Genomic DNA, 22,861 nt, shown 5'->3' with positions numbered 1-22,861 from the left:
TCGCTGATGAGGCGGTGCCGCCAAGCTAGCAATTGCTACGGGAAAAACCCCGTTGCGTCTATTGCGGGCGGCTTTTTCTAACACAAGTGCCCCCGCTTTTGTGCCAGTTGCGCAATAAATATATGAGAAAATATTTGCTAAAAGGTTTAGCTATTGGCATTCTGTGTTTTATAAATCAGTTAGCATGGGCCCAGCTCGACAACCGGGCGTTTCAGTACCGCCCGGCGGTACGGGCCGACTACCAGAATCAGCTCCGCCTGGCGGTGCAAGGGTTCCTGTTCACGAAGGACAACGAGTATTTCAACAAGATTTTTGAGGGCCGCACCTACTACGGCACCCAGCTGGCCCCGCGCCTGGTGTACTTTCCCAGCGCCGAAATTCGGCTAGAAGCGGGCGTGTTTTTGTGGAAGGACTACGGCACGCCGCGGTTGCGCCAGGTGCGGCCGTTGTTCACAGCCATCTACCAGCACGGCCCGCACCGCATTGTATTTGGCAACATCGACGCGCACCTCAACCACGGCTACATCGAGCCCATCTTCGACTTCGAACGCGTAATGCTCAACCGGCTGGAGGAGGGCATGCAGTACCAGCTCAACACCCGCCGCATCAGCCTCGATGCGTGGGTGGATTGGCAGCGGCAGCAGTACCGCTTCAGCAACTTTCAGGAAGAAGTAGCCGGGGGCCTCGTGGCCGATGCGAAAGTTGTGAACGACTCGACGCGCGGTTGGCTGGTGCGGGTACCGTTTCAGTTTCTGGCCATTCACCGCGGCGGCCAGATTGATACCCTCGACAAACCCCTGACGACGCTCTTCAACGTGGCCAGCGGCGTGCGGGTGCGCAAGGAACTGGCCTCGTCGTTTTTCCACGCCGTGCACGCCGATGCCTACGGCGTGTACTACCACGACTATTCCTTTACGAAGGTGCTGCCCTACAAAAGCGGCACCGGCCTGTACCTGAACGCCGGGGTGGATACGCGCTTGACCAAGCTACAGCTCGGGTACTGGCGGGGCAACGGCTTCATTGCCCCGCAGGGCGGCCCGCTTTATCAGTCGATTTCCTATACCGTGAACAGCCCCGGCTACACCGAAAAGCGTCGGGAACTGCTCATTGCACGGTTTTTCAGCGACTACCAACTTACCAAGGGCCTCACGCTTTCCACCCGCTTCGAGCCCTTCTACGACTTCACCAACCGCTACTTCGAGTTTTCCTTCGGCACCTACATCAACTTCAACACCGAGTTTTTCCTGACCACCCTGCGCCGGGAGTAGAACAAGGCATCCGCGGCCTCGAAGCAGTCTGACCCTGCCCGCGGCCAATCGTCCGCGAGCAGGGTCGATTGCCGTTGGTTGGTGTGACGTTTAGCGCCGCAGCTCGTATTGCCAAATGCCCGGTTCGCCTTGCTGCGGGCTGCGGCGGAAGCCCACGGCTTCGGCGGTGGCCTGACTGCGGGCATTGTCGGGGCGGCAGCGCAGGATGAGCTGGCGGGAATCGAGGGCTGGGCCGAAAGCATAGTGCACGATGGCGTGCAGAGCCTCGCGGGCGTAGCCGTGGCCCTCGGCCGAGCGGGCCAAGTAGTAGCCGATTTCGCCTATGCGGGCGCGGGCCGTGTCGGGCTGCAGGCTGATGTCGCCCAGGTAGAGCCCCGATTCGCGTAGCCAGATGCCCCACACCAGCAGGCGGCGCTGGCGCCAGTTGGCGGCGTAGGAGTAGAGGGTTTGCTGGGCATCGGCGAGGGTGCGCACGGCGGCTACGCGGCGCGGGAAGGCCAGTTGCAGCCGGCGGCGGTCGGCGTCGAGCACCGCAAAAAACGCCGGCGCATCGGCGGGCGAGTAGGGGCGAAGCAGAAGCCGGGCCGTGGTAATCGGCGCAGCCGGTGGAACAGGCAGCAGCATCAATGATCCAGGATCAATGAAGGAAGGGCAATGGGCAACACCGGAGGTACGGGAAAAACGGGGGATGGGTACCCGGCATGGGCGGTCTTGGAATGACTTCTTCCTTGCTCTTCATGCCTATCACTCGTTGAAAAAACCTCCGGCAATGGGCTGCGTTAGCGTTAGTCTCGGTTGCTGAAACGCAGCAGCCCATTCTACCCACCCCAAAACACCTGATAGTATGAACCGATTGGAAGGCAAAGTAGCCATTGTAACGGGCGGCGGCACGGGCATCGGCGAGGCCGTGGCCAAACGATTTGCCAAGGAGGGCGCCGCCGTGGTGGTGGCCGGTTTCGTGGAAGACCCCGTGCACGAGGTTGTGGAGGAAATCAGCCAGACCGGTGGCCGCGCTGTGGCTTTCACCGGCGACTTGTCGGTGCAGGAAACGGCCGAGGCCTGTGTGAGGCTGGCAGTGCAGCAATACGGCAAGCTGGACATTCTCATCAACAACGCCGGCACCTTCCCCGCCACGGCCACCATCGACAAGTACCCGGTAGATGCTTTTCAGTACATGGTCAAAAACAACATCTACTCCTGCTTCATGATGACGCGGGCGGCGGTGCCGGAACTGCAAAAAACGCACGGCAACATCGTGTCGGCGGGTTCGGAGGCGGGCTGGATGGGCATTGCCGAAAACACGCCCTACGGCGGCACCAAGGCTTTTATCCACGCCTTCATGAAGGGCGTGTCGACGGAACAGGCCAAAGAAGGCGTGCGCGCCAACTGCGTGTGCCCCGGCCCCATTGACACGGCCTGGACGCACAAGGAAACCGGGCCGATGTCGGCCAAGATGGAGAAAGGTGTGGTGGATGGCCCACCGATGGGCCGCCGTGGCACCCCCGAAGAAGTGGCCAACGTGTACCTGTTCTTGGCCTCCGACGAGGCCAGCTACGTAACCGGCGCCCTGTATTTTGTGGACGGCGGCGTAACCAACTCCAAAGGGCCGCACGGCGCCGAAGTGCCCGGCAGCCTCAAAAAGGAACCCAAAGGTGAGCTAAAACTGGAGCATGCCATGGACGGCCACGCCGAAATCCGCAAGCAAGACCAGTGGCAGCACCTGGGGTAAGGCATTGGATTGCGCCATACGCCCATCAGAATGCAAGCCCCGGTTGCGTCGTGCAGTCGGGGGTTTCTGCTTAGAGCAGCGAGAGCAGAAAAAGCAGCAGAATGATGCCCATGTATAGATGTGTCAACAAGAAGTCGACTCCCGTTGCGCGTCGTCCGTCGACATACCAAGGTGGCTTGCCTACTGCTGGAATGAAGTCTACTTGTCGTAGGCGGAGACTCAGGTAGCGAAGCCCTTGAAATAGCAACAGTAGGACCAGCGTATTGCGCAGCGGGCCTTCATAGCCTGACGTATGGTTAAGCGCAAAATAGGCCAGCAGGTGAGCCAAGCCCCAGCAGCACCAGGTGAGGTACAGCGTTATGTTACGTAGTTGCCTGAAGCCAAAGAGGAGAAACCAGAACTGGGTACCAAGGGTGTAAACCAGCAAAAGCGGCCTGAATTCAAGCGCGTGGGGTTCTGACAGAAAACTCCAGAACAGGAAACCCGACAGGAGAGCATAGACCAACAGTACCAGGACCGCTGCAGGCGTTATCTGTTGGTTGTAAAAGAAGCGCCGCAGGGCTTCCTTGGAGAGGAGCATAGTTTATAAGCCGGTACCAGTCGTAAATAGAGCAAGCCCGCCTGTTTGGGCGGGCTTGCTGTTTATTCTGCGCCGTAAAGTCTACTTCGGCAGCGTTGAAATGAGGGCGGCTTCGCTCAGGTGCGGGTGCTTGTACTGCGCCGGGCTGCCAAGCGACTGTTGGGTGCGCATCACGTTTACCTGGCGGGCGGCTTCGTTGAAAAACTCCAGCCGACGAATGAGCATTTCCTTGGTCAGTACGCGGCCTTCGGGCGTGCGCATGTAGGCCTTGGCGTCGTCCAGAATGCGCTGCATGGCCGCGTTGGTGGCATCGAACGCGGCGTCGTACTGCTGCTTGAACTCGGCCACGCGGTTGAGCCCGTCGGTGCTGAGGCGGAACTGGCCGCCGGCTTGGTTGAGCACTTCGCTCAGCACGTAGATTTCCAGCGGCAGCGACACTTCCAGTGCCGTGGTGCGCAAGTCGAGGCCCGCACGCAGGGCGTCGTCCACCATGTGCAGGTTGCGCGGAAAGTTGTCGTAGTAGCCTTGTACTTCCATGAGGGTAAGGGCAGAAAGAGCAAAAAGCGGAACGTCATGCCTCGACCAGCTCAGCATGACGTTCGGGAAAATGTCATTTACAGTAATTCCTGCACAATCTGGTCGACGGTGGTGCCTTCGGCTTCGGCCTTGAAGTTCCGCACAATGCGGTGGCGCAGAATGGCCGGGGCCACGGCGCGCACGTCTTCGATGTCGGGCGAGTATTTGCCGTTGAGCAGGGCGTTGCACTTGGCGCCCACAATGAGGTGCTGCGAAGCGCGCGGGCCGGCGCCCCACTCCAGCAGCTGCGTGGCCCGGGGGGCGGCGCGCTGGGTGTTGGGACGGGTTTTGTGCACCAGGCTCACGGCGTACTCTATCACGTTGTCGGTGACGGGCACGCGGCGCACCAGGTGCTGGAACGCCTCAATGTCGTCGGCGTGCAAAATTTTCTGCACCGTCGGCTTGATGTCGGCTGTGGTGTTTTTCACAATCTGCAGTTCGGCCTCGTAGCTAGGGTAGTCCAGCGTGATGTTGAACATGAAGCGGTCCAACTGGGCCTCGGGCAGCGGGTAGGTGCCTTCCTGCTCGATGGGGTTTTGCGTGGCCAGCACGAAAAACGGCTTCTGCAGCGGGTAGCGCTGCCCGGCCACCGTCACGGCGTATTCCTGCATCGATTCCAACAAGGCAGCCTGCGTTTTGGGCGGCGTGCGGTTGATTTCGTCGGCCAGAATGATGTTGGCAAACACGGGGCCTTTCACGAAGTGAAACTCGCGCTGGTTGTTGAGCGTCTCCGAGCCCACGATGTCGGAGGGCATCAGGTCAGGCGTAAACTGAATGCGGTTGAACGAGAGGTCCAGCGCATCGGCCACGGTTTGCACCAGCAGCGTTTTCGCCAAGCCCGGCACACCCACCAGCAGCGCGTGGCCCTGCGAAAATACGGCCGTCAGCAACAGCCGCACCACCTCGTCTTGCCCTACAATCACCTTCCCAATTTCCTGGCGCAGCGTTTTGTAGGCCTGCGCCAGCGCGTCGGCTGCTTCTTTATCCGATGAGTATTGTCGCATTCGAGGAGGTATCAAGGGTCAGTTACGGGGTATCAGTCGGCTATTGTCGGGCGCGTGCTGCCACAGGTTGCGGCGGCCAGCCCAACAACGGCAAACCGAATACGAGCAACTACTTATTTTCAGCCGAAAGCACGGAACAGCCCGTGAATTCGGGGTCGACTTCGAGGTATACCGAGCCGCGGTTTTTCTCAAACCACGCGTCCAGCGCCTTGTTTTTCTTTTCGTTCAGGGCCGCCGTGGCAATCTTCTGGTAGTCGTCCTTCAGGTTGGCCTGGTGCGGCGCGGTGTTCGATTTCAGCCACAGAATCCGCACGGCGTCTTTGCCGTCTTCGGTGCGGTAGGGCAGGGGCGGCGTGATGTGGCCCACCTTCATGGTGTCGATGGTGAAGAAGATGGCCGGGTCGAGCTGGTCGAGCGGGAGGCGGCTGCCACCGTCGCGGCGGTTGGCCAGCAGGCCGCCGTTGGCGCCGCTCTGCTTATCGTCCGAAACGTCCTTGGCGGCTTTGGCAAACGAAATGCTGTCGGCCAGAATGCGCACGCGCAGCTTGGCCAGCTCGGCGGCGGCGGCCGAGACGTTGTTGTTACCCGTCGCGGGCTTCAGCAGAATGTGGCGCGAGCTGAAACTGTCGCCTTTCTTCTCGATGAGCTGGATGAGGTGGTAGCCGAACTGCGACTTCACCACCGGCGACAACCCGCCGGGCTCCATGCGCAACGCGGCGGCTTCGTACTCGGGCACCAACTCGCGGCGCTTGAAGAAGCCGAGGTAGCCGCCTTCTTTGGCCGAGCCGGGGTCTTCGGAAAACTCCTTGGCCAAGGCCTCGAAACTCTCGCCGGCCAGAATGCGGGCCCGCAGCTCGTTGAGCTTGGCCACGGTGGCTTGCTCGGCTTTATCGTCGGGCTTGGCCAGCTTAATAATCTGACCGACTTCTACTTCGGTGGAGTAATACGGGATGCTGTCCTTGGGAATGCGCGAGAAAAACTGGCGCACTTCGCGGGGCGTCACGGTTACTTTGCCCGAAATCTGGTCCTGCATCTTTTGCTGCACCAGTTGTTCGTGCACCTGGGTGCGCAACTCTTCCTTGAGCTGGCGCAGGGGCTTGTTGTAGTACTCTTCCAGTTTTTTCTCCGAGCCGATTTGCTGGATGAAGTAGCTCATGCGGCGGTTCAGCTCGTTGTTTACCTGCGCGTCGTCCACCACCACCGAATCGGTTTCGGCCTTGGCCAGCAGCAGCTTGTTGAGGGTGAGCGACTGGAGAATCTCGCAGCGCAGGTTGGGTGGCAAGGGCTTGCCTTCGGCCTGCTGTTGCTGTTGGGCATAAATGGCCTCCAGGTCGGAGCGCAGGACAATCTGGTTGTCCACCTTCACAATGATGCCGTCGACAACTTGCTTGGTGCCACGCCCCAAACCGGCAACCACTTGGGCCTGGGCCGCTACGGCCGTTAGCGCCATCAGGAAAGCCGCGGCGGCGGTACGAAAAGAATGCGTCATGTTCACGTTACAAAATCCGGGGTTCGAACGGCTCGGGCGGCACGCCAAAGCCTAACGACCAACTCTACTCTGCGCAACAGCCAAAGCAGCCGGTAAATTTCAACATAATTCGCTCGGCAGACAAAAAGCCGCCCCGCGCTTCCCGGCAAGGAGCCGGCCCGCGCGAGGAAAGTTGCACGCGTGGGGCCGCAATCGGCGGGCAATGACGGCCGCGTAAAAACAGAGGTGCCACGACTGGCAGCCGTGGCACCCTAGGCGTTGGTTCAGCAAAGTGGCTGAGGCGCTGGCATTACTTCGTTACCAGCTTGCTTACTTCGGCTTCGTTTACTTTCACCGGGTATTTCTGGCGCAACTCTTTAATCCATTCCTGCTCCAGGTAATTCTGGTAGTCGGAAGTGGCTTGGCCGCGGGCTTCGGCCAGCGTTTTGGGGCCGGCGGGCAATACCTTCTCCACCATCACGGCGTAGTAGCGGCCATCCTGCTGGGCGGTGTAGGTGCCGGGTTGCTGCGGCACACCGTCGACTACCTTGTTTTCACCTTTCGGGAAGGCGCGCTGCTGCACTTGCACGGCCAGCGGGTTCTTCTCGTTCATCATTTCTTCTACGCCAACCAAGGCAGTGGTCGTCACTTCCAGCTGCGCCACGCCGGCGGCAGGGCGAGTGGACGTGGCCACGCTCACGCGGTTGGCCGGCACGCCTTTGCGCTTCAGCACATCGGCTACCCGCTGGGCCCGCTGCTGGGCCAGGGCTTTGTTCTCGCCGGCTTTCACCTGGCCGATTACGCGCACGGTCAGGGTGGTGTCGCGCACCAGCGGCTCTACCATGCTGTTGAGCTGCGTAGCCGCCGGCTTGGTGAGGGCGTCGCGGCCGGGCTGGAAAGCCAGCGTAGCAGGAAAGTTGCGCTTTACGGTGTAGCGGCCCTTGGCCATCAGCTGCTGGGCCTGCTTGAGCAGCTCCGGCGAGGCGGCGCTGACAACGGTGCCCTGCACGCGGGGTTCCCACTGGTACTTGGCCTGGTTGGCGGCGAAGTACTTCTGCAGACCCACGGTGTCCTCAATGGCCTTCGACCACACTTTCTCGTCCATCAGTTGAAACAGCAGGATACCATCGCGGTACTCTTTCACGAGCATGCGGTAGTCTTCGTGCTTGTTTTCGAGGTTGGTGCGCTCGTAGTCGAGCAGGCTTTGGTCGGCAAACTGGTCGTACTGCAGCTGAGCCACGTAGGCCGGCGTGGTATTGGGGCGCGGCTGCTGGTGCTGCTCTACGTAAGTAGCGAAGTCCTTCACCGTGTAGGCCTGGGTGCCGATGGTGAAGAGCGGCGTGGTGGCGCTTACCGCGGTGGTTTTCTTGCTGGCTTTGCCGGCCGGAGCCGCGCTGAACTTCGCCAGGTAGGTATCGGCTTTGAAGCGGCCGTTTACCAGCGCCGTATCGGCCTGGGCCAGCACGGCGTCGCGCACCGTAGGCACTTCCGTAAACTTGTCTTCCACGCGCACGCGCTTGAGGAAAGCGGCGCGGTTCAGCTCCGAGCGGGAGTCTTTGGCAACTTTCTGCTTCAGGCTCGGCTCCATTTGCTCAAACGAAGCCAGCGGCTGCTTTTCAATCAGCTTGATGATGTGCCAGCCGTAGGGCGTTTGCACCGGGGCCGACAGGTCGCCGGACTTCTGGAGCTTGAATGCGGCTTCCTCGAACGAGGGAATCATGCGGCCGGTGCCGAAGGGCGGCAACTCGCCGCCGTTGGCCGCCGAGCCGGCGTCTTCCGAGAATTGCGCTACGGTTTTCTCCCAGTTCTCACCCTTTTTCAGGCGGCTGTAGAGTTCATCAACCTTTTTCTTGGCCGTTACCGAGTCGGCTTTGGGCATGCCGGGCGTGGCGCGAATCATGAGGTGAGCCACCTTGATTTCGCCCTGCGCCTGGCGCATGTCGTTGACCTTGATGATGTGGTAGCCAAAGCGCGTGCGAATGGGCTGCGACACTTGGCCCACGGGCGTTTTGTAGGCTGCGGCTTCAAACGGATACACCATTTGCATGGCCGTGAAGTAGCCCAAACGGCCGCCGTTTTCGCGGGCCGAAGGGTCTTCAGAGGTTTCGCGGGCTACTTTTTCGAAGTCTTCGCCGCCGGTCACGCGCTGGCGCAGGGCCACAATCTTGTTGTAGGCTACCAGCGTGTCCTTCGGGTCGGCTTCGGGCGCAATGCGAATCAGGATGTGCGAGGCGTTGACTTCCTTTTGCAGGTGGTCGTAGGCTTCGCGCACCAGGTGGTCGGTCACGCTTTTCTCCGTCAGGTAAGGCTGGGCCAGTTGCTGGCGGTACCCGTCCAATTCCGCTTTGAAGGCGCGGGTGGTGTCGAGGCCTTTGGCTTCGGCTTCCAGCACTTTCAGCTTGAAATTGGTGTAGAGGTCGAGGTACTCCTGCACGCTCTGCTTGGTGTTGGCGTCGGGGGCGGTACCGTTGTTTTTGCGGTACACGTACGCAAACTCCGACGCCGGCACCTCATGAGTGCCCAACGACATCAGAACCGGCTGAGAAGTGGTAGCGGTGGTAGGTTTAGAAGCTTGGCACGCGGCCAGAATCGTCGTCGCCAACGCGGCGCTCGAGAACAGAATGCGGTTGCTGCGCATACTAAATATGAGTGACACAAAAGAGCCGTCCGTCAAGCCGGCGGGACCGGCCGCGGACGGCTGCTAGTCGCAATGTTACGCAAATTTCGGCGCCTGCCGAAGGCCTAGCTCAGCCCAAACGCTTGGTAAGGCGGCAAAAGTTGCGCGTGCCCACGCTGGAGTATTCCACGTGGTCCATAATGCGGTTGACCAGGGCAATGCCCACGCCGCCCTTCTTGGCCTGGCGGATGTGCTCCTCCATGTCGGGGTCTTGGTAGCCGGAGGGCGAAAACGAGGCACCGCCGTCTTCGGCCTCAAACCGAAACTCGTTGTTTTCCACCGCCAGCCGAATGTCGAGGAATTTGCTCTCGTCTTCGTGGTTGGAATGGATGATGAGGTTGGCCACGATTTCGTCGACGGCCAGGATGATCTGGTTCTGGAGAATGGCCGACAGCCCGTACTCGGCGAGAAATTCCCCCACAAAGTCGCGCACCACTTTCAGGTTCTGGCGGCTGCAGCTGACGCGAAGGGAGTGGTTCATGGGTGGTGTGGGGCGTGCGGCAGGGAAAATTACAGGGCGGCGGCTTCCTGCTGGGTGGGCACGATGGTCATGAGCGAGTCGAGACCGAGGATTTCGAATACGTTGTGGACCTTCTCCTGCATGTTGAAAAACACGAGTTTCACCCCCGCGTCCTGAAAGCGCTGCAGGTGCGAAATAAACACGCCCAAACCAGCCGACGAGATATAATTGAGCTTTTGGCAGTCAATCATGACCTTCTGGTGGCGCAGGATATCGGGCTGGGTAAGCTCGGCGTCAAGCAATACCGACGAGCTGGCGTCAAGCTCGCCGTCGAGGCCGAGCGTGAGGGTGTTGGAGTCTGCGTTCTGTACAATTTTCATAGCATCTCTCTACGTCAGGCCAGCACCTCGGGTTGGGTGCTCTTGAATTTGACAATGAGCAGGGTTTGGTCGTCGTGCGGGGGCAGGCCGTGGCTGAACTGCTCCACGTCGTCGACGATGGCCTGCTTGATTTCTTCGGCGTCGAGGTAGAACGTGCGGCCCAGCAGCTCGCGCAGGCGGTCTTCGCCGTATTCTTCGCCGTTCACGTCGCGCGCTTCCACAATCCCGTCGGTGTACATCACCATCACGTCGCCGGGGTTGTAGTCGTAGTACATGTTCTTGATGCGCTTCTCGTAGGAAGCATCGCGCAGGATGCCCAGGCCCAGCCCCGCCGTCTGGAAGTAGAACGTTTCCTCCGTCACGGCATTGTAGTAGAGCGTGTGGCAGTGGCCGGCCCGCGCAAAGGCAAAGCCGCGTTCTTTGTAGTCGATGATGTAGAACGAGGCCGTGATGAACGAACTGCGCTCCAGGCAATGACTCAGGGCCTGGTTGGCCATGGTCATGAACTTGCTGGGCTGCAGGGGCTGGCCTTTCTCGGGCTGATCGAGGAGCATCAGCGTGTGAAAAATGCCCTTCAGCTGCGCTACGTGGAAGGCCGCCGTAGTGCCCTTGCCCGATACGTCGCCGATGATGATGGCAATGCGCGAGGCGCTCAGCTGCAGAAAGTCGTAGAAGTCGCCGCCCACCTCGCGCGCCGCTTGGCTGTGCCAGCGAATCTCAAACCAGCTGTCGGCTGGCAGCACCTTCGGAATGAGGCTTTCCTGCACCAGGCTGGCAATTTTCAGCTCTTCCTTCACCAGCTCGTTGTGCAGCGACTCCTCCATCAGGCGCAGGTTTTCGATGCGCACCACCGTTTGGCCCGTGAAGGTTTGCAGCAGCCCCAGGTTTTCGCGGTCAAAGCCCTGGGTGTTGTGCTTGAGCAGATACAGCGTGCCCACGTGCGACTGACTGGTGCGCAACGGCATGACAATTAACGACCCGTAGGGCAGGTTGAGGGCGCGGAAGCCGGCGCTGTTGGGCAGGTCGTTGTTGAGGTAATCGATATGCCCGATGTTGTAATCGGTGAGCAAGTCGCAGATGCGGCGGCTGGTCGTCGCGTCGATGCGGTGCGACAGGGCGGGGTTTGCCGTGGCTTCGTGGAGGTCGAGCCAGGCCGCGTCGGCATCCACGGTTTGCACCGCCGAATCGAAGAGCAGCGAGTACACCTCCTGCTCGCTCTGGCCTTTCTGAATGAACTGGGCCAGGCGTTGCATGCTGAGAATTTCCTCGCGCTTCTGCTCAAAGACGGTAGCGGTGGGCAGCGTCACGAATGTGACCATCAGGCCGACGAACGAGTAGAACGCGGAAAAAGCGGTCATCAGCAACAGGAACGCACGTTGGCCGAACGGCGCTACCAAAGTGGTGTCTTGCTGCGTGGAGAGGAAATACACCATCAGCAGCACGCATACGACCAGCGCCATCAGCTGCAGGCCCACAGCGGCCCAGCGGTGCTTGCGGCTGATGTAGGCCACCCACTGCTGGTGTGAGCCGAGGTAAACGCCCAAGATGGCCAGCCCCAGCAGCGGCACCGCGAGGTAGACCAGCGCATTGCCGGGAATGAACAAGCGCAGAACCAACGCAATACCCAGCAGCAATTCAAACCAATACCAGCGCTGGCGCGTGGTGTGCGTAGCGCGGAAAAAAACCAAGGACCGCCAGGTATTGTAGGCCCGGGCCAGGAAAAACGTGGTAACGCCGATGTTGACCACGTAAAGCACGTTGAGCGGCACCGTATTACTGGCTACGGGGATGAGGCCCAGCGCCTGCGCGGCGAAATGCACCACGGCGCCGGCCGCTGCCAGTAACCCGGCACCCATCATCAGCCGCCGCAGCAGGGCCACAAACTCGGTACCGCGGAGGCGCGAGAGGTGGTTGCGTTCGTGCAGAAACAAGAACAGAGTCATGCCGGCGTGCGCGCCGAGCAAAGCCCCGTCGGGTACCGTGCCCCACTGCTGGGCCAACTCCGGACTGGCGCGCAAGACCGCCCCGACCAGCATGGCCAGCCAGCACAGGGCGGCGCCGGGTAACAATGCCGAGTTAAGCTTCCGGGGGAAGGGGGTCATGCAGCGAAAAAGCAGCGGATGTTGTACGGCGGAGCCGCGTAGAAAGCAGGCGTGCCGAAGCCCGAAGATACAAGCCGCCACAGAAAACGCCTACTCAGGCGGGCCGCTTGTAGAAACACCGCCGCCGCTCGGTTCCGAACGGCGGCGGTGTTGCCTAACGCAAATGCTGCGCTGCTGGTTTAGCTAGCGGCTGCTGTAGTTGGGTGCTTCCCGCGTAATCTGCACGTCGTGGGGGTGCGACTCGCGCAGGCCGGCGCCCGTAATGCGCACCATTTGAGCCTGGTGCAGGGCCGTCATGTCGGCGGCGCCTACGTAGCCCATGCCGGCACGCAGGCCGCCTACCAGTTGGTAGAGCACTTCGGCTACGCCGCCTTTGAAGGGCACGCGGCCTACAATGCCCTCGGGCACCAGTTTCTTCACGTCGTCCTCGGCATCTTGGAAATACCGGTCTTTCGAGCCGTCTTCCATGGCTTCTACCGAGCCCATGCCGCGGTAGGTTTTGTACTTGCGGCCTTCGTAGATGATGATGTCGCCGGGTGCCTCTTCGGTGCCGGCCAGCAACGAGCCAATCATGACCGAGCCCGCGCCACCGGCCAGGGCCTTCACGGCGTCGCCGGAGAATTTCACGCCGCCGTCGGCAATAACGGGCACGTCGGTGCCTTCGAGGCCGCGCACGGCTTCCAGCACGGCCGAGAGCTGCGGCACGCCAATGCCGGCAATGATGCGGGTGGTGCAAATGGAGCCCGGGCCCACGCCCACTTTCACGGCGTCGGCCCCGGCATCGGCTAGGGCGCGGGCGCCGGCGGCGGTGGCCACGTTACCGGCTATCAGCTCCAGGTTGGGGAAGCGCTGCTTCACGGTGCGTACCATGTCGAGCACGCCTTTGGAGTGGCCGTGGGCGGTGTCGATGCTCACTACGTCGACGCCGGCTTCCACCAGAGCCGCTACGCGCTCCAGCGTGTCGGGCGTTACGCCCACGGCAGCCCCCACGCGCAGCCGGCCCAGCTCGTCTTTGCAGGCGCGGGGGCGGGAGCGGCGCTTGCGAATGTCGCGGTAGGTGATGAGGCCGGCAAGGCGGCCGTCGGCGTCGACCACCGGCAGCTTCTCAACTTTGCTTTCGTGCAGGATTTCCTCGGCGCGGGCTAAATCGGTACCGGCTTGGGCGGTGATGAGGCGGGCGCCGGGCGTCATTACCGTGGTGACGGAGCGCGTCAGATCCTTCTCGAAGCGCAGGTCGCGCGAGGTCAGGATGCCTTGCAAGCGCCGCTCTCCGTCGACGATGGGAATGCCACCAATCTTGTTTTTGCGCATCAGGTGTTGCGCGTCGGCCAGCGTAGCGCCTTCGCCCAGCGTAATGGGGTCGAGCACCATGCCGCTTTCCGAGCGTTTCACGCGCCGGACCTGCTCGGCCTGCGCCTTGATGCTCATGTTTTTGTGGATGATGCCGATGCCGCCTTCCTGCGCCAGCGCAATAGCCAGCTCGTACTCGGTCACCGTATCCATGGCGGCCGAAACGAAGGGAATGTTGAGCCGGATGCGGCGGGTGAGGCGGGTGCTGGTGTCCGCGTCGCGGGGCAATACCTCGGAGTACGCCGGCAGCAGCAGTACGTCGTCGTAGGTCAGGGCCTCGAAGGCAATTTTGGCGACAGAGTCGGCAGCCATGGCAAAAGGAAAAGAAGTGGGACCTTTTGCCGGGTAAAGGTAGGATGATTTATTGGTTGGCAAGCCTGTAGGGGCTGGCTTTACATTCGCTTAACCTTACTGCGACGCGCCCGGAGCGGCTTCGGCGGGCGTCACGGGTGTGCGCCGGAAATCCAGGTTCAGCGTCAGGCCCAGTTGCATGGTGTGGTTGTGCTCGAACACACGGCCATTGCGCTGCTGCACCAACTGGTGCATGTAGCCCGCCTCCACGCTCACGCCTTTCTTCACCACGTAGCCAAACGCGCCATACAGCCGGTTCTGGTCGAAGAAGTTGTTGGTTACGTTCTGGCCGAAGTTGACAAACAACTCATCGGATGCCACCACATAGGGCGTGCGGGGCGTTATTTTGGCGCCTACCAACGGGGCTGCCAGCCGCAACTGGTAGCGTACCCGGTTGAGGTAGGTGTAGATATCCTGGCCCGCAAAGCGCACCCAGCGCTGCTCCAGCCGGTAGCGGTGTTGCAGTTGCAGCCATCCGTCGTTGTCTTTCAGCAGTACTTGCTGGTACAGGCGGTGCTCGGGAAAAGCCGAAGCCGCCGGGTAGTCGCCGTAGGGGTGCGTGTCGGCGAAGGCGTAGCCGGCGGTAAGCAGCAGGTTATCGGTGGCGTGGTAGTTGATGCCGGCGCGCACGAAGTTCTGTTGCGGGTCGCTGATCCAGTTGGCGCGGCGCCACTGCGCTTCGGTGTGCACGCCCCAGCGTTTCACCAGTTGAAAGTCGCCGTTGTACACCAGCCACACGTGGTGGTTGTGGTCGGCCACACGGCCCGCGGGCAGGGGCGTTTGGGCAAAAACGGATGCTGCGGTAAAACACAGAAACCCAAAAAGAAGAACGGCAACAAAACGGGCAGACAGGTGGCGCATCAAAAGGGCAATGGGTAAGCGTGTGCAAAGCTACCGTGCCTTGTTACCGAATTGTTACGCCGTGCGTCGATTTAAGACCCTTTTAATGCCGCCGGATAGCACGCAACAGCCCCGACACCGGGCGGCATCGGGGCTGCGCTGGCGGAAAACGAACCCGGCACTTAGAACTTGATGCCCACCGTCGCCAGGAAATTGCGTGTGGCCTGCGGCGAGAGGAAGTTGAATACCAGCCGCTCTTCGCCCAGCTGGTAAAGGCCGCCGTAGGTATAGCCGGCCGCCGCATAGCGCTGGTTGAAGAGGTTGCCCACTAGCACGCTAAACTCCAGTTCGCGCACAAACGACGGCTGCACGGAGTAGCGCAGGCGCAGGTCGGCTACCTGGTAGGGCTTCAGGCTGCGGGCGGCGCTGGCTGAGTTGTCGAGGTACTGGCGGCTCACGGTTTTGTAGAGCAGCGCCACGCGCAGGCCTTTCAGCACTTGCGTTTCGGCCGTGGTGGCCGACACTACCGATGGCGAGTAGGAAATGGCGGAATTGCTGCGCTCTACCAGTTGCGTTTCCAGCACGTTGTAGTCTTGGTCGTACACGTAGATGGTTTCCTGGAAACGGCGCAGGCGGTTGCGGCTGAGCGTAAGTGTGCTGTTCAAGCTCAGGCGCTCGGCACCCAGCACGGCGGCGACCGTCAGTTCCACGCCGGTGCGGTAGCTGCTCGGGATATTGGTGCGCAGAGCGGTACCCACGTCGTTGAGCTGCCCGGTGGCCACCAGCTGGTTGCGGTAGTTCATGTAGAAGTAGTTCACCTCGCCGCGCACGGCCGATAGTCCCGCCACGGGCCGCGCAAACCGGAATCGGTAGCCGGCCTCCACGTCGTGCAGGCGTTCGGCGCGGGCCCGGTCGTCGGCAGGGCGGTCGGTAAAGTCGGAGCGCACCGGTTCGCGGTGGCCCACGGCAAAGCTGCTGTAAAGCTGCTGCCCATCGGCTACGGTGAAGGTGAGGCCGGCCTTGGGGTTGAAGAAGGTGTAGCTGGCGCGGGTGGTCACGTCGCGCTTGTCATCATCAACGCCCTTGATTTGGTAATCGATGGTGCGCAATTGCAAGTCGGCAAACAAGCCCACGCGGGGGGCAACTTGGTAGGTAGCCTTGGCGAAAACGTTGAAATCGGTTTTCTCGGCCTCGTTGAAGTAGTAGCGCTGCCGGATGCTGGACGTAGACGCGTAGCGGGCCCAGATAACCTCGCCGTAATGGTCGCCGGCGTAGCGGTTCCAGCCGCCGCCGAGCGTGGCGCTCAGCCGGTCGTCGCCGTGGGGCTGGTAGTTAAGGGCGTAGGTAGCGCCGTAGAAGTAGTTGTCGAGCCACTTGCGCCGAATGAGGTCGGTGCGGCTGATGGTGACGGTGTTCGGAGCTGTGCCCACCACCACGGGCGGCAGCCCGTAGTTGGCCAGCTTGTTATCGGCCCGGAACTGCTCGTAGTAGCCAAAGCCGCGCGTGAGGTGCAAGGCCACGCCCAAGTTCCAGCTCTGGCCCAGCCCCTGCGAGAAGTGCAGTTGGTAGTGGTTTTGCTGGTAATTGTCCACCTGGTTGTCGTAGGTGTATACGTTGTAGCGGCGGCCGGCTCTGCGCAGGTTCTCGGCGTCGGCTCCTTCGATGTAGTTGAAGGCAATGTATTTCTCCAGGGCGGCCGCGTCGCCGTTTACCAGGGCTTCCGGTGCGCCGTCCCAGGCCTGGTAGGTTTTCTCGCGGCCCGAAAAGGTCACGAACTTCAGCATGGTGTTTTTCTGCTGGTAGCCCGCCGCGAAGTAGTACGACTTCAAGTCCGACGAAGCCCGGTCGATGTAGCCATCGGAACTGATGCGTGAGAGGCGGCCGTCGAAGGTGTACTTGCCGCCCACCAAGCCCGAGCCGAACGACACCGTGTTGCGCCAAGTGTTGAAGGAGCCGTAGGTGTTCTGGGTTTCGGCGTACGGGTCGCGGTTTACGCTCAGCGTGCGAATGTTCAGGCTGGCGCCAAAAGCCGCGCCGCCGTTGGTGCTGGTGCCCACGCCGCGCTGTACCTGTATGTCCTGAATCGACGAAGCTAGGTCCGGCGTATTCACGAAAAACGCCCCGTGCGACTCCGCATCGTTGAGCGGCACGCCGTTGATGGTCACGTTGATGCCCGTCACATCTACCCCCCGGATGCGGATGCCGGTGTAGCCCACCCCCGCGCCGGCATCGGAGCTGACGACCACCGAAGGCGTCTGGTCGAGCAGGTAGGGAATGTCTTGACCGAAGTTGCGCTTCTGCAGCTCTTCGCGGCTCAGGTTGGTGTAGGCGGTGGCGGTCCGCTCGTTGGCGCGGGTGGCCGTTACCACCGCTTCGCCGGTCAGCACATCGGCCGGCGGCAGCGCTACGCCCACCTGTTGCGGCGCGGCCTGCCCCAGCACGCGGCGGGTGCTGGCCTGGTAGCCGATAAACGTGACGCGCAGCTCGTGCGCGCCGGCCGGCACAGCCGGCAGGCTGAAGGCGCCACTGGCATCGGCGACGCCGGCCGGGGCACCGTCGAGGGTGATGGTGGCGCCAGGCAGCGCCTGGCCATTGCGGCCATCGGTGATGGTGCCGGACACGGGGCCTTGTGCCCATGCCGCGTGCCCGAGCAGCAGCAGAAAGGCCGCCCCGGGCAGGGAGTGAAATTTGAACAAGGTGAAAAATGAAAAGGTGGAACGAATCCGCGCCCCAGGGGTCGGAGCTGCGGCTTTCTCGTTCGCGTACCGTTTGTTCCCTTCGCCGGTATTAGCCGAATCAGGTTCAATGGGTATAATCTCAGCCCCGCGCCGCCTCTATAGCGGTGGAGCACCCCTAAACGCGGGGCAAAGGTAGAGCGCGACGCGGCAAAGGCGCAAGCCCGGGCTATTTGCTTCTCGGGCAAATGCTTTCTAACTTGATAGTCAAGCCGATGACGAGGCCGGGTGGGCGGGCAAAAAAAGCCGCCGCGAAGCAAAACCACGGCCCGGCCTGCTTCGTTAGCGCCTATACGGGGAGGGAGTCTGCCCCGCCACCCAAGCCTGATTGCGCCATGATTAGCCTTGTATACACACTCGTGGTTCTCACCATCCTGGCCTACTTCATGGTGATGCCGCGCCGCAAATACTCCCGCCCGCCTTCCGCCGACAACGACGATGACGGCGGCGAACCGCTCGACGACGGCCTCCCCGACCTGGACCTGCCGCCGGGCATTTCGCGCCCCATCAACGACTGGGAGCCTGACTACAACCGGCGGCGCCCAGTACGCCCCACCGAGCCGGCCTTGCAGTAAACCAGAAGCTTCTCAAACGCAGCCGACAGCACTAAAATCGAGTGTTGCCCGCATGCGCACGTACGGAACCGCACCTTTGAAAAAAGGCTCCCCGGTCTGCCGCATGCCAAAACGGTAGTAAAAACCGGCCGCCTCCTGCCGCGCATCGCACCATATATGGGTGGCACCGCGCATCAGCGCTTCAGCGAACGTGTGCCGCAGCAAGGCTGAGCCGATGCCTCGGTGCTGACAGTCGGGCCGGGTGGCAAACTTGCGGAAGCGGGCTTCGTGCCCGGTTACAAACAGCGAAATGACGGCTACCAACTCTTCGCCACGCAAGGCGCCGAAATGGAAACCGGCCGCGTCGTTTTCCACCCGCACATAATCCAGCGGCTTGTCGGGCCAAAGCACCGCGTGGCGTAAGGCATAGGTTTGCTCCGCCGAAATGCGGCGAATGTCGAAGGCAGAAGCCGGCATGTCCTTATTCGGCGCTGATGCTGTAGCTGGCCTCAAACGCACGGCCGGGCGCCAGCGTCAGAATACCTTCCTTATCACGCAACTCACTGGGCGCACCAACCGAGCTGGCCACGCCGTGCCAGGGCTCGATGCATACAAAAGGGGCGCCTGCGCCTTTCGTCCAGAGGCCGAGGTACGGAAAGCCCTCGAACTTCATGCGCACTGCCCGCGGCGAACGGGCGCTGGCGAGCGTAATCTGGGTGAAATCGTAGTGTTTCAGCACCAAGGCGTCGCGCTCGAATAGCGGGTAGGTCAGTGGCAGTTCCGTGGCCGGCCCGGAAAATACGGGTTCGGTTTCGCCCGTGAGCAAGCCGCCGGCCAGCAGGTACTGGTCGAACTGCACGGGGTGGTCGACGCGGAAGGCGTAGTCCTCGAACTGCTCGTCCGGCAGCAGCGGGCAGCGGAAAGCCGGATGCGCGCCAATGCTGAACAGCAACTCCTGCGCCGCGCTGGGGTTGTGCACGCGCCAACCCACGTGCAGCGTACTGTCAACCAAGTGGTAGCTGATGTCCAGCTCAAAGGCAAACGGGTACGCGGCGTGGCTAGCCTCGTCGTCGGTGAGGCGAAACACCAGGTGGTCGGCCGACTGCTGAACCAGCGCAAATTCCCGGTCGCGGGCGAAACCGTGCTGCGGCAGGCGGTACGCCTGGCCGTTGTGGTAGTAGGTGTCCTCGGGCAGGCGGCCGACGATGGGGAACAGCACCGGCGCGTGGCGGGCCCACACCGCGGCATCGGCTTGCCAGAGGTATTCGAGGCCGCCCAAGTCTTTGCGGACGAAGCTGCTGAGCTCGGCCCCGTGCTGGTTTATGCCTACCCGGCACCGGTCGTTTTCGAGGAAATAGGTCATAGCCCGCAAATAACGCACTCCGGGCCGATGTGCGGCAGCCTGGGGCTACGATTCCAGCGCGGCGGGCTGAGGCGGCACAAAGCCGTGGCTGAGCAGCAGTTCGTCGACCAGAAAGCGGGCCTGTTCCAGCCGGCGGCAAGCGTCGCCGCTGATTTCGGCGAAGTTGGACAAGCGGCTGTCCAATTCGCTGCGGTACAGCTCGTAGAAATGCTGGCGCAGCTGCGGATGCTCGCGCAAGGGGTCCGGTTCCCACGGAATATCCACGCCCAGCAGCAGCACCAAGTCGTAGTGGCGGTGCTCAATCTCGTTCAAAATCCACTCGGGGCAGGCGCCAAAGGCGTGCTCGGCCCACACTTTAATCACCAGCAGCTCGGTGTCGCAAAACACCACGGGCAGGCCCGCGGCTTCGGCTTGGGCTACGGCAGCTTCCTCGGCCGCCAGCTGCCCGCGGGCTATTATTTCGAGGTCGGCCAAGGTGTAGTGGCTGCCCAGGTTGCGGCTTTCGAGGTATTCGCGGGCGTATTCGGCGGCCCACACCGTGTGGTATTGCTCGGCTAGCTGCCGGCTCAGGGTGGTTTTGCCCGTCGATTCGGGGCCGGTCAAGGCAATACGCAGCATCAGCGGGCAAGGGTGGAAAGGGGTGAAACCGTTTGGCTGCGCATCGTGCGGCGCCATTCCCAGTACCCGTAGGCCGCCAGAATCAGGTACACGAAATACAAACCCGAGGTGGGCGCCAAGCCCTTGAGCCAGAGCATGGGTACGTAGATAGCGTCGGCAAGCAGCCACACCAGCCAGTTTTCCAGTCGCTTGCGCACCAGTTGGTACTGAGCGGCCAAACTCAGGCCGGTGGTGAAGCTGTCGACGTAGGGGAAGGCCGCGTCGGTGTAGTGCTGCAGGTAGTAGCCGAAGCCGCTGGTGTATGCCGCTACGCCAGCCGTCAGCCAGAGCCATTCGGCGGGACGCGTGCGGCTAATGGGCAGCTCGGCGTGTTGGGGGCCGCCGCGCAGCCATTGGTACCAGCCGTACACGCTCATCAACACAAACACCAGCTGCAGGTTGCGGTCGGAGTAGAGCTGCACGCGGTGGTACACCAGCACGTAAATCAGGCAGCTGACGATGGCCACCGGGAAATTCCAGACGGTGTTGCGCGCTGCCAGCCACACACAGGCCAGCCCCGTGAGTACGGCCACCCATTCGACGGGGCTGTTGCCAGCCGCCGCCGTCCAGAGGTCAAACCACGAAGAAAGCAGGAGAGTGAGGAGACTGAAGGGGGTGGACAACGCGCAAAAAGGCTGTGGGTGGGCAGCCGCTACCAAAGCTAATGCCCGTTAGGCTACTTTTGTGCCTTCCCACGTTTTTTGTTTGTTTTTACCCGGTATGCCGCTTCCCGAACTCACGCCCGAACAGCTCCGCGACCGGCTGGCCGCCGGTGAAACCCTCCAGCTGATTGACGTGCGGCAGCCCGAGGAATACGCCTACTGCCGCATCGAAGGCAGCGCGCTCATCCCGCTCGGCGACTTGCCGCGCCGCGCCGAAGAAATTGACGACGACCGGCCCGTGGTACTCATTTGCCACCACGGCGTGCGCTCTATGCAGGCGCTGGCCTACCTGCAGCACCGCCACGAGCGCACCAATCTGCTGAACCTGCGCGGCGGTATCCACGCTTGGTCACAGCGCGTCGACCCAAGCGTGGCGGTGTACTAGCGGCGGGCTAGTCCAGCGTGAGGCTGCGGTCGGGCCAGCGACGGGCGCTGATGGCGAGCTTGCCGCTGAGCGAGTTGGCTTCCCGCAGCTCGATAAAATACTGCAGGCCAGAGTCGGTCTTGGTTTTGTTGGCCGTGCGCCAGGCGGCGCCCACGGCGGCATCCGAGGCCCAGCGGTACTGCACCTCAAAGCCCGGCGACGTGGGGTCAAGGTCGCCGACGCGGATTTCGGCGGTTTCGCTGTACACCGGCAGCGGCAGGTAGTCGGCCTCCACGCCCACCAAGTGCTTCACCTTGTCGAAAAGCCCGCCCAAGCCGGCGGCTTCGCGCACGCGGTGCTCGGTTACGCGCAGCATCAGCACAAAGTGCAGAAACGGCTCCGAGGCGTCTTTTTTCAGGTTGGAGTTCAGAAACACCGTGTGCAGCGCAATGGGCGCGTTGGCCTGGGCCAGCGCGGCGTGTTCGTAGCGCATGGCGTTTTCGCACGGGTCCTGGCGCCGCTCGTGCAGCTTGGTTTGGGTGCCCTTCACGCTTAGGCTGAACTCGATGTCGTACGTGACGCGCTCCTGCCGGGCCTTGTCAGGCGGGGCGGTATGCAGCCGCAGGTCGCGCAGGGCCACGTCGGCCAGCACGTCGCCAAAGAGGAAGCGGTGAATGTTTTCCCAGCTTTCGTAGGAATTCACGATGCCCTCGTAGCCGGAGTGGGCGCGGTGTACGTTGGCGTAGAAGGCGGTGCGCTCCGGCGGAAACGAGCCGTCTGGGGCAGCGCGGCCCTCCACGGCGTAGGCGTTGCTTTGCTTCACCAGCCCGTCGCTAAACGAGCCGGTCGCCACTTTGGCCAAGCCGTTGGCCACGCTGTAGTCGCGGTAGTTGCTGCCCACGATGCACAGGCAGCGCTTGGCCGGAAAGTGCAGCGGGTCGGCGGGGTCGCCCAGGCTGTGTACTTCGCGGTCGGAGTAGCCCGTCAGGCGCAGGTAGCGGCGCATTTGGTCGGGCTGAAAAATGCCGCTGTCGTTGGCGTTCAAGGTGTTGGCCAGCCACTGCTCCACGCCGTTGGGCAGCACGCTCAGGTCGATGCCGCGGTGGGGCGTGCCCATCGTCACGAGGCGGTGAATCCAGCGTTTTGGGTCGCGGTCGGCTTTGGGCAGCTTGCTGGTAGGCAGCAGGTTTTGCATCACGGTGCGGCACACCAGCCCACCCATCGAGTGGGCCAGCAGAATCACCTTGTAGTCGGCACGCTTCGGGCCCAGGTCCACGTCGCACGATTCCAACTGGGCCGGAATGATTTCGGTGATGAGCGACAGCAGATCGGCAGCGTGCTCCTCAATACCGCGCAGGCGGTTGCCGAGCACGTCGGAGTCGTAGAAGCGCGAAATCCAGAGGCTGCGCGAGGGGTTGCGCAGGTTCATGCGGTAGGGCGGGCGCACCTCGGCATCCGCATCAGCCGCCATTTCGGCCGCCAGGCTGTCGATGCGGTTGCCGCGGTTGATGGCGTCGGCGTAGCCAAAATCCTTGATAAAGCGCACCAACTGGCCTTCGAATACATCGGCCTGCAGGTAGCGGTCGGGGTCGGGCGGGCCTTGCAGCCGGCGCACCGAGGTAGAGCCGAACCCGTAGTAGCCGTCGTGAAACGTATCGGTGCGCTCGGAGCCCGACATGGCGTAGCCGCGCACGTACACAATGGGGTAAAAAGGGGGTTTGATACGAAAGCGCGCTGCCAT

At 62.0% G+C, this 22,861-nt stretch carries 21 protein-coding genes and 1 riboswitch; of the genes, 4 read left to right on the top strand and 17 right to left on the bottom strand.

Annotated elements, in window-relative coordinates:
• Window positions 1–122: 122 nt before the first annotated feature.
• A complete protein-coding gene (locus F0P96_RS07015) occupies window positions 123–1,268 on the top strand; it encodes a hypothetical protein (protein WP_151078125.1) in 1,146 nt (381 codons plus the stop codon).
• A 90-nt stretch (window positions 1,269–1,358) separates the two neighbouring features.
• On the opposite strand, the gene F0P96_RS07010 is transcribed toward F0P96_RS07015, so the two are convergent.
• Entirely contained in the window at window positions 1,359–1,892 is a 534-nt protein-coding gene (locus F0P96_RS07010) for a GNAT family N-acetyltransferase (RefSeq protein ID WP_151078124.1), read from the bottom strand.
• 220 nt (window positions 1,893–2,112) lie between these two features.
• On the opposite strand from F0P96_RS07010, the gene F0P96_RS07005 reads away from it, so the two are divergent.
• Window positions 2,113–2,997 carry an SDR family NAD(P)-dependent oxidoreductase gene (locus F0P96_RS07005; RefSeq protein ID WP_151078123.1) on the top strand — a complete coding sequence of 295 codons (885 nt, stop codon included), beginning with the start codon at window positions 2,113–2,115 and terminating at the stop codon, window positions 2,995–2,997.
• Window positions 2,998–3,067: 70 nt separating this feature from the next.
• Here F0P96_RS07005 and F0P96_RS07000 read toward each other — a convergent pair whose 3' ends face one another.
• The 11 genes from F0P96_RS07000 to F0P96_RS06950 all read right to left on the bottom strand — a co-directional run bounded on the left by F0P96_RS07000 (window position 3,068) and on the right by F0P96_RS06950 (window position 17,481).
• Entirely contained in the window at window positions 3,068–3,577 is a 510-nt protein-coding gene (locus F0P96_RS07000; RefSeq protein WP_151078122.1) for a hypothetical protein, read from the bottom strand.
• Between the two features lie 81 nt (window positions 3,578–3,658).
• Entirely contained in the window at window positions 3,659–4,114 is a 456-nt protein-coding gene (locus F0P96_RS06995) for a hypothetical protein (RefSeq protein ID WP_151078121.1), read from the bottom strand.
• Window positions 4,115–4,191: 77 nt separating this feature from the next.
• A complete protein-coding gene (locus F0P96_RS06990) occupies window positions 4,192–5,157 on the bottom strand; it encodes an AAA family ATPase (protein ID WP_151078120.1) in 966 nt (321 codons plus the stop codon).
• Window positions 5,158–5,266: 109 nt separating this feature from the next.
• On the bottom strand, window positions 5,267–6,646 hold the full coding sequence (locus F0P96_RS06985) for a peptidylprolyl isomerase (protein ID WP_151078119.1): 1,380 nt from the start codon (window positions 6,644–6,646) through the stop codon (window positions 5,267–5,269).
• 289 nt (window positions 6,647–6,935) lie between these two features.
• A complete protein-coding gene (locus tag F0P96_RS06980) occupies window positions 6,936–9,263 on the bottom strand; it encodes a peptidylprolyl isomerase (RefSeq protein WP_151078118.1) in 2,328 nt (775 codons plus the stop codon).
• 109 nt (window positions 9,264–9,372) lie between these two features.
• Entirely contained in the window at window positions 9,373–9,783 is a 411-nt protein-coding gene (locus F0P96_RS06975) for an ATP-binding protein (RefSeq protein ID WP_151078117.1), read from the bottom strand.
• 29 nt (window positions 9,784–9,812) lie between these two features.
• Window positions 9,813–10,142 carry an STAS domain-containing protein gene (locus F0P96_RS06970; RefSeq protein ID WP_151078116.1) on the bottom strand — a complete coding sequence of 110 codons (330 nt, stop codon included), beginning with the start codon at window positions 10,140–10,142 and terminating at the stop codon, window positions 9,813–9,815.
• A gap of 14 nt (window positions 10,143–10,156) precedes the next feature.
• Window positions 10,157–12,244: a GAF domain-containing SpoIIE family protein phosphatase gene (locus tag F0P96_RS06965; RefSeq protein ID WP_151078115.1), complete on the bottom strand. Its 2,088-nt coding sequence runs from the start codon at window positions 12,242–12,244 to the stop codon at window positions 10,157–10,159.
• 183 nt (window positions 12,245–12,427) lie between these two features.
• Window positions 12,428–13,906: an IMP dehydrogenase gene (guaB, locus tag F0P96_RS06960; protein WP_151078114.1), complete on the bottom strand. Its 1,479-nt coding sequence runs from the start codon at window positions 13,904–13,906 to the stop codon at window positions 12,428–12,430.
• A 96-nt stretch (window positions 13,907–14,002) separates the two neighbouring features.
• Window positions 14,003–14,806 (bottom strand): DUF2490 domain-containing protein, encoded by an 804-nt coding sequence (locus F0P96_RS06955; RefSeq protein WP_151078113.1) that lies wholly within the window; start codon window positions 14,804–14,806, stop codon window positions 14,003–14,005.
• A 161-nt stretch (window positions 14,807–14,967) separates the two neighbouring features.
• Window positions 14,968–17,481 carry a TonB-dependent receptor gene (locus F0P96_RS06950; RefSeq protein WP_235917411.1) on the bottom strand — a complete coding sequence of 838 codons (2,514 nt, stop codon included), beginning with the start codon at window positions 17,479–17,481 and terminating at the stop codon, window positions 14,968–14,970.
• Between the two features lie 58 nt (window positions 17,482–17,539).
• Window positions 17,540–17,650, bottom strand: a riboswitch (TPP riboswitch).
• 205 nt (window positions 17,651–17,855) lie between these two features.
• On the opposite strand from F0P96_RS06950, the gene F0P96_RS06945 reads away from it, so the two are divergent.
• Window positions 17,856–18,095, top strand: a complete 240-nt coding sequence (locus tag F0P96_RS06945) for a hypothetical protein (RefSeq protein ID WP_151078112.1) — start codon at window positions 17,856–17,858, stop codon at window positions 18,093–18,095.
• A gap of 12 nt (window positions 18,096–18,107) precedes the next feature.
• On the opposite strand, the gene F0P96_RS06940 is transcribed toward F0P96_RS06945, so the two are convergent.
• From F0P96_RS06940 to pnuC, 4 genes are all read right to left on the bottom strand, one after another.
• Complete coding sequence (locus tag F0P96_RS06940) at window positions 18,108–18,485, bottom strand: GNAT family N-acetyltransferase (RefSeq protein ID WP_338074386.1); 378 nt, start codon at window positions 18,483–18,485, stop codon at window positions 18,108–18,110.
• Window positions 18,486–18,555: 70 nt separating this feature from the next.
• Window positions 18,556–19,437 carry an aldose 1-epimerase family protein gene (locus tag F0P96_RS06935; protein ID WP_151078110.1) on the bottom strand — a complete coding sequence of 294 codons (882 nt, stop codon included), beginning with the start codon at window positions 19,435–19,437 and terminating at the stop codon, window positions 18,556–18,558.
• A gap of 45 nt (window positions 19,438–19,482) precedes the next feature.
• Entirely contained in the window at window positions 19,483–20,055 is a 573-nt protein-coding gene (locus tag F0P96_RS06930) for an AAA family ATPase (RefSeq protein WP_151078109.1), read from the bottom strand.
• Window positions 20,055–20,717: a nicotinamide riboside transporter PnuC gene (gene pnuC / locus F0P96_RS06925; protein WP_160620368.1), complete on the bottom strand. Its 663-nt coding sequence runs from the start codon at window positions 20,715–20,717 to the stop codon at window positions 20,055–20,057. Before pnuC ends, F0P96_RS06930 begins: the two co-directional genes overlap by 1 nt.
• Before the next feature lie 97 nt (window positions 20,718–20,814).
• On the opposite strand from pnuC, the gene F0P96_RS06920 reads away from it, so the two are divergent.
• Complete coding sequence (locus tag F0P96_RS06920; protein WP_151078107.1) at window positions 20,815–21,141, top strand: rhodanese-like domain-containing protein; 327 nt, start codon at window positions 20,815–20,817, stop codon at window positions 21,139–21,141.
• A gap of 7 nt (window positions 21,142–21,148) precedes the next feature.
• On the opposite strand, the gene F0P96_RS06915 is transcribed toward F0P96_RS06920, so the two are convergent.
• On the bottom strand, window positions 21,149–22,861 hold the full coding sequence (locus tag F0P96_RS06915) for an esterase/lipase family protein (protein WP_151078106.1): 1,713 nt from the start codon (window positions 22,859–22,861) through the stop codon (window positions 21,149–21,151).

The organism is Hymenobacter busanensis (genome assembly GCF_008727865.1).
Lineage (GTDB): Bacteria > Bacteroidota > Bacteroidia > Cytophagales > Hymenobacteraceae > Solirubrum > Solirubrum busanense.
This window is presented reverse-complemented; position numbering and strand designations above follow the sequence as displayed.